This window comes from Streptomyces sp. NPDC001027 (genome assembly GCF_040299045.1).
GTDB lineage: Bacteria > Actinomycetota > Actinomycetes > Streptomycetales > Streptomycetaceae > Streptomyces.
Genome location: NZ_JBEPBI010000255.1, coordinates 1 through 10957 on the forward strand (window position 1 = coordinate 1; position 10957 = coordinate 10957).

The 10957-nt window shown below is 69.4% G+C and carries 5 protein-coding genes and 3 pseudogenes; 7 read left to right on the forward strand and 1 reads right to left on the reverse strand.

What is annotated here, in order from left to right:
- The first annotated feature begins 381 nt into the window (after positions 1–381).
- The 5 genes and pseudogenes from ABT300_RS36725 (at position 382) to ABT300_RS36745 (ending at position 6443) form a co-directional block, all read left to right on the forward strand.
- Positions 382–789 carry a hypothetical protein gene (locus ABT300_RS36725; protein WP_351685396.1) on the forward strand — a complete coding sequence of 136 codons (408 nt, stop codon included), beginning with the start codon at positions 382–384 and terminating at the stop codon, positions 787–789.
- Positions 790–1541: 752 nt separating this feature from the next.
- Positions 1542–1694 (forward strand): hypothetical protein, encoded by a 153-nt coding sequence (locus ABT300_RS36730; RefSeq protein ID WP_351685399.1) that lies wholly within the window; start codon positions 1542–1544, stop codon positions 1692–1694.
- 533 nt (positions 1695–2227) lie between these two features.
- Positions 2228–3166, forward strand: a complete 939-nt coding sequence (locus ABT300_RS36735; RefSeq protein ID WP_351685402.1) for a hypothetical protein — start codon at positions 2228–2230, stop codon at positions 3164–3166.
- A gap of 47 nt (positions 3167–3213) precedes the next feature.
- A complete protein-coding gene (locus ABT300_RS36740; protein ID WP_351685405.1) occupies positions 3214–3558 on the forward strand; it encodes a hypothetical protein in 345 nt (114 codons plus the stop codon).
- A gap of 612 nt (positions 3559–4170) precedes the next feature.
- Positions 4171–6443 (forward strand): annotated as a pseudogene (locus tag ABT300_RS36745) (catalase).
- Between the two features lie 229 nt (positions 6444–6672).
- Here the strand turns inward: ABT300_RS36745 and ABT300_RS36750 are convergent.
- Positions 6673–8112, reverse strand: a pseudogene (locus tag ABT300_RS36750) (RICIN domain-containing protein).
- A gap of 395 nt (positions 8113–8507) precedes the next feature.
- Here ABT300_RS36750 and ABT300_RS36755 point away from each other — a divergent pair.
- Both ABT300_RS36755 and ABT300_RS36760 read left to right on the forward strand, forming a co-directional pair.
- Positions 8508–9200, forward strand: a pseudogene (locus ABT300_RS36755) (alpha-L-fucosidase); the annotation flags it as partial.
- 288 nt (positions 9201–9488) lie between these two features.
- A complete protein-coding gene (locus tag ABT300_RS36760; RefSeq protein ID WP_351685409.1) occupies positions 9489–10769 on the forward strand; it encodes an IS701 family transposase in 1281 nt (426 codons plus the stop codon).
- Positions 10770–10957: the final 188 nt, after the last annotated feature.

The following is a 10957-nucleotide window of genomic DNA, read 5'->3' on the forward strand; positions in this document are numbered from 1 at the left end:
CACCGCCTATTGGTGGGGGGGGCGGCTGGGAGTCCCTCTTTGCTCTTTACTCACACCTGACTCCCTCCGCGCGGGGCGCCTTGGTGACCGGCGCTCAGCCGGGCGCCGCGCCCGCGCCGTGCGCGGGCCTGAACCGCTAGAGAAATTTTGAAGAGCGGCTGCCCGTGTTGCCCCTGGACGAGGCCCATGACCTGCTCAGAGTGCTGCGCACGGTGGCGCAAAAGTGCGGGACGGCAGCGGGGCAGGCACGCTGCCTGGTGCGTGCAATCGGAGCCCGATACCCGAGATGCGCAGCGGACGGCAGAACTCGCACAGAATTTGCTTGATCATGGTTGATCGTTGAAGTTAAGGTGCTCATGTCAATCAACAGAGGGGGATGGCGTGCGTAAACTGCCTGCGGTGCTGACAACGGTTGCTATGGCGGCCGCGTTGATTTCGGCATCGGCACCATCAGCGTCCGCTGACCAAGGGGCCTGCTCGGTGGACGGCTCCTATGGGTACTGGTGGGGCTACTGGGCAAGCAACACCAGAGTGGATCCCCTTGAACTGCACCTTTACGACACGGCTGCCGACGGTCACCATCCTGCGATTCGCCTGGTGACGAAGACCAACGCGGGCACTATCAAGGAGTGGCCCTGGCACCACCTCAACGGAGGGAAGGGCGCCGCCGAGATCTGGAGCTCCTATGCATCCGACCCGGCCGGAATCGCCGCTGTTACCGTGGACGTCGCCATCTTCGAGAAGGACAAGTGGCTTGTTTCGGACCGTTGCGGCTGGACCAACCGCTAGCAACCTGCGGATCCGATAGGTGTGGGGGCGTGCCCGCGGGGAGCCCCCACACTCATGCCCGGACATCCTGCGGGGCGATCACGCCCCACACTCTGGTCCTGCCCCAAGTGTCAATGAGCGGGCATGTGTTGAGGTTGGACGGATGACTCCTGCAGTGGGGCGACCGCTACCGCGCCGCCCCGGAGGGACCGGCTGTGCTGACGCGACACCGTGAATGCGGCGCACCCGTCGGCGTCCGGCTCTGCTGCGAAGAGAGGCACGCCGTGCAGGCGGAGGACATCGAGAGCGTCCCCGGTCCGGCGTTCCGCCTGAGGCCCGCCACGTGAGCAGCGGGATACGTTCACGCGAGGAACGCCATGTCCAGGAGCTCCGCCTGCACCCGTAGTTCGCCGGCGGCCCGTGGCGAAAGCACGCACGAGCGTCCTGCAGCCTGTGCCGAGCCCACCCTGCACCGCAGCACTGGCAGGTGAACTCCGCGGACGGCATTGGCGGCTCCCGACGGACCTGGGACATCGCGATACCGCACCCAGGGTTCTTCCCGGCCGCGTTCCCTCGGCCGAAGTGACGCCGGTGTTCTACGCGGCACGGCCCCTTCGGATGCAGCTCATGGACGGCGTCGTCCCACGGTCCAAGATCGGCCAGGGTCCGTCTTCGGCTGCTGACCTGCTCTCCTTGAGGCCCACCGTTATGCTCGGGCTGTGCGAGAGCAGAGGCGAATGGCCAAGACGGCTCGATGGCTGATGATTTGGGCCGTGTTCACCGTCGTCATGTGCTTCGTCACCAGCCTCGCGGGCATTTACCGGGGCTGGCTGAACACTGCGGTGACGTCCGGGTCGATCGTGGCCTTCTGGTTCCTGGGCTCGTGGCTGCGGTCCCGCAGGGAGCGCAAGGCCGCGACATCGTAGCCAGACGGCGACTCCGGGGGGTGACGCACCGGCAGCAGGTCCGGGCAGCCGCATGCGCGCGTACGGATGGCGTCCTGCCTCATTCACCGCCGACACGATCGCGGGCCCTGGCCCTGGCCCCGGCCCTGGCTGTTGCGATCGTCGCGGGCCATCGCCGCCGTCGGTCCTGGAAGGCGGCGCACAGCTCCAGCGTGGCTGCGGTGACTCTGTCGCGGCTCGGACGGCAGCGCCTGCACGCCGATCTCACCTGGCGTCCGACCCGGACACCTGATCGACCGCCCCTGCGCAGCGCCGGCGCCGGCACAAGTCGCCCTGCGGGGGCGGCTTGTGTGCTGGGCGGGGGCGCGAACACGCCATCGCGGTCCGAGGTCCGCCCGTTTCCCACTCTACGGTTCCGCGACGCCGGCGCTGTCGGGCAGCCTGCGGGCGATCGAGCCGGCACCGACGGACACGCCCCCTTGCGGCACCCCATCGCCGTGCCGCAGACGCGCCTCTGCCGCCTCGGGCGTCGCCGGATCGGGAATCATTCGGGAATGACCGACGACCTCCCCACCGGCCCGGCCCCCGAGCCGGCTCCGCGCCCCGGCGGCCCGGACGAACTTCGCACACTGGCCGCGCCGCGCCGACTCAGCGTGGACGACCACATGTTCAGCGCCCCCGCCCTGTCGGGTACGTTCCGGCTGCAGCTGTTCACCGCTCCCGGGACACGCCCGGTCGCCGTGGCGACTCAGATAGCCGGCGAGGAGGGCATGAGCCTGATGAACGGGGTCGAGACGTTCACAGGCGCGGTGTGGGAGAAGCACTGCCCCGACCAGGATCTGCCGCCGGTGTGGGTGGAGCGGCAGCTGGAGCTGCAGGGCGCACTGGAGGAGACCCGTTTTCGGCGCGTGGTGTTCGACGGAGCCGACCGCTACCGGCCGCACGGCCCGCGCTGGTCGGTGATCACCCACGAGGAGCTGCAGGACACGGTCGGCGCGACCGTCGCCACGGACCGCGGCGCCGGCTACGTGCCGCGCCCGACCGAGCCGGAACCGCAGCTGGTGTTCGCCGAGTGCGCGGTGGCCCGCCTCGCCCGCCCGGAGCCGTTCCGCGAGCCGGCGTGCATGCCCGCCGGGGTGCCCTGGTGGCGGCGCTGGACGAGGCAGGTGCTGCCGCGTCGAGGGGCCCGTACCTGCTGCTGGTATCACGGCGGCGACTGGCATGCGGTCAACGCGATGGCGCTCGAGGTCCTCGAGCAGGCCCGCGTGCAGTCCGTGGAGCCCGGCGACATGACGGAGCTCGCCGTCGCCCACGCCGCCTCAGCCGGCGCCACACGGTGGCAGACCGAGGCGCTGGCCTCCCTGTTCAGCGTCTCCGATGCGATCCAGCCGGCCAGCGAGGCCGGTTACGTCAACGGCCAGCACCGGGCCCAGGCCATGCTGGAGGCCGGCGTCCGGCGCACCGTCGTCCTGCACCACGTCGACCGGACGTAGCCCCGACCCGGCATGCCCGAGACCCCGACCAGAGGAACCGAACCGTCATGTCAGCAAGCCCCGGACCGCACGACCCGCACGACCCGCACGCCCCGTCGTGGTACGGCGTCCGGTGCGTCTTCCGGCACATCCCCCTGGGCGTCTACGAGGAGCGCATCACCTTGTGGACCGCCCGGTCATCGGACGAGGCGATCGAGCGGGCGGAGGCCGAGGCCGCCGAGTACTGCGAGGATCTCGACGGCGTCGAGTACGCGCAGCTGGCCCAGTCCTTCAGCCTCTTCGGGACGCCCGGGGACGGTGCCGAGGTGTTCTCCCTCATGCGCGAGAGCACGCTGGCGCCGGGGCAGTACGTGGACCGGTTCTTCGCCACCGGGGAGGAAAGAACGGGGTGACGACACCGGCTCCTTGCCGGGGCCGAGCCCAGGCCCCGGCAAGGACGCCCGTGCCACGTCCACCCCCGTCGTGATCCTCCAGGAGCGGGCGCCACGCCGGGTCCACCGGGTCCACCGGGTCAGCCGGTTCCCCTGCTTCTGCGGTGGAGCGCGACGAAGACCAGAAAGCCTGCGCACAGGAGAACGACGGCCCCGACGAGGAACGGGACCGGAGCGTACTCGTCGGTGCGCGACTGGCCGCCGGCGGACGTCCGGCACACGGTCCCCGGACCGCCCCGGTTCAGGTAGGCGACGGTCCGCCCCGCTGCGTTCGCGGGTCGGCGGCCGCCGTGTCGCGGACCGGTTCCCGCGAACACGTCCGGCTCCTGGCCAGGCCGCTGCCGGAGCGTCGATATCGACCCGCCTCTCGATCCGGCCCCGGCCGCTCGAACCGGGCTCACCTGATTGCAGTGGCTGCTGAGGGGTACTTGCGCGGCCGGAGACGGCTGCGCGGCGTTGGGCGGATGTTGGTCCTGCTCCTGTTACGACGCTGCCTGCGGCGGTCAAAGCTCGTGACGAGGCAGGCAGTCCTGGCTCGTGACGAGGCAGGCAGTCCCCGAGCTCGGAGGAACGATGTCGAAGCCCAACCCGATCAAAGCCGCAGCTGAGAAGCTGACCCGAGCGCTGGGCGACGACGGCCCCGCCGAGGGCGTCCCCGGTGCACCGTCGCCGGAGCCGACGCCGGTCGAGGAGCCCGTCGAGCCACGGGGGCCGTTCCCGCCCAAAGCGGATCAGGGCACCCCCGAGACCGTCAGTCCCACCGGCCAGCCCACCGGCGCGGAACCCACCCGTAAAGCGCAGAGCGGCAGCTACCTGACCACCGCCCAGGGCGCCCGGCTCCACGACACCGATCATTCACTCAAGGCGGGCGCCCGCGGGCCGGTTCTTCTGCAGGACCACCACCTGCGCGAGAAGATCATGCACTTCGATCACGAGCGCATTCCCGAGCGCGTGGTCCACGCCCGCGGCGCCGGCGCTCACGGCGTCTTCCAGGCTTACGGCACCGCCGAGAACGTCACGCGCGCCGCATTCTTGCGCAAGGACACCGAGACGCCCGTCTTCGTGCGTTTCTCCACGGTGCTGGGCTCCCGAGGATCCGCCGACACGGTCCGTGATACCCGCGGGTTCGCCACCGAGTTCTACACCGAGGAGGGCGTCTTCGACCTCGTCGGCAACAACATCCCGATCTTCTTCATCCAGGACGCCATCAAGTTCCCCGACGTCATCCACGCCGGCAAGCCGCACCCGGACCGGGAGATCCCGCAGGCCCAGAGCGCCCACGACACCTTCTGGGACTTCGTCTCCCTGCACACCGAGGCCCAGCACCACACCTTGTGGAACATGTCCGACCGGGGGATCCCCCGGCGTTTCGGACCATGGAGGGCTTCGGCGTCCACACCTTCCGCCTCGTCGACGCACAAGGCGGCACGACCTTGGTGAAGTTCCACTGGAAGCCCAGGCTGGGAGTGCATTCCCTGGTGTGGGAGGAAGCCCAGATCACCAGCGGCGTGGACCCCGACTTCCACCGGCGCGACCTCGCCGACGCGATCGAATGCGGCGCCTACCCGCAGTGGGAACTGGGCCTCCAAACCTTCCCCGACACCCCGGAACAGACCTTCGAGGGCATCGACCTGCTCGACCCGACGAAGATCGTCCCCGAAGAGCTGGCCCCGATCCAGCCGGTCGGCCTGCTGACCCTCGACCGCAACCCGAGCGACTTCTTCGCCGAGACGGAGCAGGTCGTCTTCCACGTCGGCCACCTGGTGCCCGGCATCGACGTCACCGACGACCCGCTGCTGGCCGGCCGGCTCTTTTCCTACCTGGACACGCAGATCACGCGCCTGGCCGGACCCAACTTCAACCAGATCCCGATCAACCGGCCGCACGCGCCCGTCAACGACATGCTGCGCGACGGCTTCCACCAGCAGGCCGTGCACACCGGGGTGGCGCCCTACAAGCCGAACTCGTTGGACGGCGGCTGCCCTTTCTTCGCCGGAGCGGACAGCGGCGCCTTCGTCGAGACACCGGTGGAAGTGCCTGCCGGCCGCAAGGTCCGGGACGCCCCGGCCAGTTACGCCGACCACTTCAGCCAGCCCAGGCTGTTCTGGCTGAGCATGTCCTCGGTGGAACGCGAGCACATCATCGCCGCCTACACCTTCGAGCTCGGCAAGTGCTGGAGCAACGCCGTCAAGGAACGGCAGCTGCGTGCGCTGGCCCGTCTCGATTCCGAGCTGTGCGCCCGGGTCGCCGCAGGTCTCGGACTCCCCGTCCCGGAAGCCGCCGAGCCGCTGGCCGACGTGCAGCCGAGCCCCGCCCTGTCCCAGGTCGGCCAGGAGTGGCCTGCCGACGGCCGGATCATCGGCATCGTCACCGACGGCTCCACCGACGCCGACGGCGTGCGGGCCCTGCGCCGGGCCGTGCAGGACGCGGGCATGACCCCCCTGGTCATCGCACCGGCCGGAGGGAAACTCGACACCGACGGCGACGCGATCACCGTCCAGCGGACCTTCGCCACCGCCCGCTCGGTCGAATTCGACGCCGTCGTCATCGCCGGAGCACCCGCCCCGGGCGGCGACTCCCACGGCTCCCGGGACGCCAGGGCCAGCACGTCCGGACCAGGCCGGGCGACGCACGACGCCCGCCTGCTGCTCCTGGTCGCCGAGGCGTTCCGGCACGCCAAGGTCATCGGCGGCTGGGCCGGCGCAGAAGCCGTCCTGCAGGCGGCCGCAGTACCGTCCGACGCGCCCGGAGTCGTCGTTGCCGACAGCGGGGAGGCGGTCTTGACCGCGATGGCTCCGCTGCTGGCCCGTCACCGTGTCTGGGACCGATTCCCCACCGCCGTCTGACCCCGCCCACCACGGTTCGGGGGGCGGCCGCAGCCGGGGCGCTGCGCATGGGCCGCAGCGCCCTTCGCCACCGCATCCGAGATCGACAGTCGCCGCACAGTCGCCGTACAGAGACCGGGACGCCGCATGTTCTGCGCGCTTTGCGCGGGCATCGCCTGGGGCGTGGCAAAGGTGCGCCGAGGCCCGGCGGATTCCAGTGGGGCCGCCCGCCGGGCCTCGGCGCCCGTCGTCAGGGAGTGCTGCGCTGGAACTGCTGGTTGGCGCCGGTCCCGCAGGTCCACTGGATGAGCCGGGCGCCGTTGGCGGTGGAGGCGTCCTTCACGTCCAGGCACTTGCCGCTGTGCCGGGCTGCCAGCCGGTAGCGGCCGCCTCCCTGGTCCTGGAACTGCCACTGCTGGTTGGCGCCCGTGGTGCTGCGGTACTGGTTCACGAAGGCGCCGTCGGCGGTGGAGGCGCCCGCGACGTCCAGACACTTGCCGCTGTGCTGGGCGAGGACGCGGACGTAGCCGCCGCCCGCGTCCTGGAGGCGCCACTGCTGGTTGAGGCCGCCGGTGCAGGTGTACTGGAGGGCGACCGCGCTGTCGGCGGCCGAACTGTCGGAGATGTCGAGGCACTTGGAGCTGTGCCGGGCGACCAGGGTGTAATAGGGGCCGCCGCCCACGCCGGTGACCGTGCCGGCGGCGGTGTCGAGGGCGATCTGCGGGTACCACGGCATGCTCATGGTGGTCCGGGTGGGGAAGGTCAGCGGCAGCCACACGTACTGGGAGTCGTTGACGGCGCCGCCCATGGAGTTGCCCCAGCGGTCGCCCATGTACAGGTACGAGGTGCCCGAGGCGCCCTGGACGGGCAGGACGAACGTGGTCTGGGAGCCGTAGCCGGTGTCGTCCCCGACGTCGGCCATCGCGGTCCACGGGCCGGTGACGCTGGTCGCGGTCGCGTACCTCTGCTGGTTGGGCTTCCAGCCGCTGTTGGCGGAGGTGAGCATGAAGTAGACGCCGTCCCGCTTGAACAGCGCGGGAGCCTCGCGGAAGGCGCCGGACCACGGGTTGGCGGCCAGGCTGTCGTAGCCGGTGTAGTCGGCGGTGAGCTTCCAGATCTACAGGTCGGCGTTGCCGGCCGCGGAGGTGATCTGGTAGGCGGTGCCGTCGTCGTCCTTGAACAGCGTCATGTCGCGGGACGTGGTGCCGGACGGCGGGCGGAAGCTGCCCTTCCAGGTGTAGCCGCCGTCGACGGCGTCGGAGACGGCGACGGCGGCGCGGGCCTGGTTGTAGTCGGTGCCGTTCTCCTTGTGCATCCACATCACGAACTTGCCGGTGGTGGAGTTGAAGACGACCTTGGGCCGCTCGATGTTGGCGGACGCCAGCTCGGGGGCGCTGGCCTGGGTCAGGACGTTGTTCCTGGACTCCCAGGTCTTCAGGTCCGTCGAGCGGTACGCCGAGACGGCCTTGAAGGTGTTGTCGGCGTTGCGGTTCTCACCGAACCAGTAGTAGAAGGAGCCGACCTTGATAACCCCACCACCGTGGGCTTGGACGACATTGCCGTCCGTGTCGGTGAATTGGGTCGCGTTCGACACGGTGACCTGGGCGGCCTGGGCGGGCGATCCGGTCACCAACAGGGTGAACAAGCTCATCGTGGCGGCCAGCACGAGCGTGAGGGTGCGTCTGAGCATCGAGTTCCTCGACAGGGGTTCGGAAATGTTGATGTGTGTGCGACTCCGTTGCCGGACGGTAGAGGGGGCTTAAGGGCGCGTCAAGAGCCGTAACATCCGATGTTTGGCGAATCGGGTCCCCGCTGTCTCGGCCGTTACTGCGTTCTGAGTGCTTTTTTCGTCCAGGCTCTGGACACGGTTGACGTCATGATTGTTAATGCGTTCTGTGTCATACCGGTGAGATGTACCCCTTCGTGCGGCTCCCCTGCATCCATCGTCCATAGGTGACTCATCCGATCTGTTGGGCTCGGATGCCGAGTCACTGTTCGGTCCATGCTGTCCTCATGGACAGTCAGGAGAGATCTCCCTTGTCAGAACCGCTCACACGACGAAGAGTGCTGATGGGCATGGCGGCCATGACGGTCGCCGCCGTCGTCACACCCGCCCTGGCGAGCCCCGCACAGGCCTCCTCCTCCCAGCCCCTGCCGCTGCCGCCGCTGCGCATCCCCGAGCTCGACCTGGGGATCGAGCAGCAGTCCGACGAGAAGGTCCGGTGGCTGCAGGACGCCAAGATCGGCATGTTCATCCACTGGGGCCCCTACTCCGGCCCGGCCAAAGGCGAGTGGTACATGGAGAACGCCGCCGTCACCCCGGAGAACTACAAGAAGTACGTCACCGACGCCACCGGCGAACAGTTCACCGGCAGCGCGTACAACCCGGCCGACTGGGCCCAGCTGGCCAAGGACATGGGCGCCAGGTACACCGTGCTCACCACCCGCCACCACGACGGCTTCGCGCTGTGGCCGTCCACCCATCCGAACGCCTGGCACGCGGGTCAGGCGCCGCTGCAGAAGGACTTCGTCGGCCAGTACGTCACCGCCGTTCGCGATGCCGGGCTGAAGGTGGGCCTGTACTTCTCCCCGTTGAACTGGCGCTACCCCGGCTACTACGACGTCCGCGGCGTCAACTGCCTGCCCAACGCGTGGGGTTACACCACCGACCCCGCGCACAAGGAGAACGCGCGGATCATGAAGAACGAGGTGTACCAGCAGGTCAAGGAGCTGGTGACGCAGTACGGAAAGATCGACGACATCTGGTGGGACGGCGGCTGGCTCGGCCAGCAGGGCTCCGACGCGGACGCCGCCTTCTTCTGGGAGCCCGGCATGTTCCGCGACACCTCGAACGAGTGGCCGGTGGACGCCGCCTACGGCGACACCGATCCCGCCACCGGCAAGCCGCTGGGTCTGACCGGCCTGGTCCGCAAGCACCAGCCCGACGCCGTCACCGCTCTGCGCGCCGGCTGGATCGGCGACTTCGCCAGCGAGGAGGGTCCCTCCGTCCCTAGTAGGACTCCGTTAGGTCTTCGGGTTCGGCCTGTTCTCGGGCATGTTGGACGGATGGACGCACTTGAAGTGAACCGTGTCCGGGCGACGTTGGCGTTGTACGTAGCTGATGTGTTCGCCTCGGTGCCGCGCAAGGACCAGCGGGCCAAAGGCGACTGTTACCTGCGGGGACTGATGCTGGACGGCCGCCGCAAGTCGATCCAGGCGATGGCCTCGAGGCTGCCGGACGGCAACGAGCAGAATCTGCAGCAGTTCGTGAACCAGTCCACCTGGGACCCGGTGCCGGTGCAGCGGCGGATAGCAGAGCGTATGCTGCCGCTGATCAATCCGACGGCCTGGGTGATCGATGACGTGTCGATGCCCAAGGACGGCCGGATGTCGGCCGGGGTGGCCCCGCAGTACTGCGGGGCCCTGGGCAAACGCGCCAACTGTCAGGTCGCGGTCAGCGTCCACGCCGCCAGCGACACCGCGTCCTGCCCGCTGCAGTGGCGGCTGTTCCTGCCCAGGGAGTGGGCCGCGGACGCCGAACGCCGCACCGCCACCCGTGTCCCGCCCGAGGTCGTGCACCGCGAGAAGTGGCGGCTGGCCCTGGACATGCTCGACACCCTGGCCGGCTGGGGCATGAGCCCGCCGGTCGTGGCGGCCGATGCCGCCTACGGCGCCAATGCCCACCTGCGAGCCGGCCTCGCAGAGCGGGGGATTGACTATGTGCTGGCCGTCCGCGCGGACGTGAGCGCCCATCCGTTCGACGTGAAGCCGGTGGCCCCGGAGCGCAAGGGCCCGGTCGGCTGCTGGCCCCAGCCCCGTTACCGTCGGCCCGCACCCTCGGTTGCGGCCCTGGCGGCCGGGCTCGGGCAGGAGGCGTTCACCTCCCTCACCTGGCGGCAGGGCTCGCGAGGAGAGTTACGGTCCCCTTTCGCCGCCGTGCGTGTCCGCCCGGCCGGCAAGGCCGTCGAGCGGCCGATCCGGGCTGCCGCCTCGGCCGAACAGGGCTGGTGGGACGGGGTACTGCCCGACTGCTGGCTGCTGATCGAGTGGCCCGAGGACGCCGAGGCCCCCACCGACTACTGGCTGTCCAGCCTGCCGGACGACACCCCGATCACCGACCTGGTCCGCCTGGCCAAAGTCCGCTGGCGCATCGAGCACGACTACCGCGAACTCAAACACGGCCTGGGCCTGGACCACTTCGAAGGCCGCTCCTGGCCCGGCTGGCACCGCCACGCCACCCTCGTGACCGCCGCCCACGCATTTCTCACCGAACAGCGGCTGGCCCCAAAAGCACCCACACCGGGCTCACTCTCTACCAGACCCTCGACGCCCTCCAAGACGTCCTGAGGTGCTGGACCGGCATCTGCACCACCTGCCACCAGCCCCTGCCCAGCAGGCCACACACGACATCAAGACCGAGACAGACCTAACGGAGTCCTACTAGGTCGTGTCTTCAATTGATCTTGAGTGGTGGATCATGGTCGGGTGATACGTCGCCATGAACTGTCCGATGAGGAGTGGGAGTTCCTCCGTCC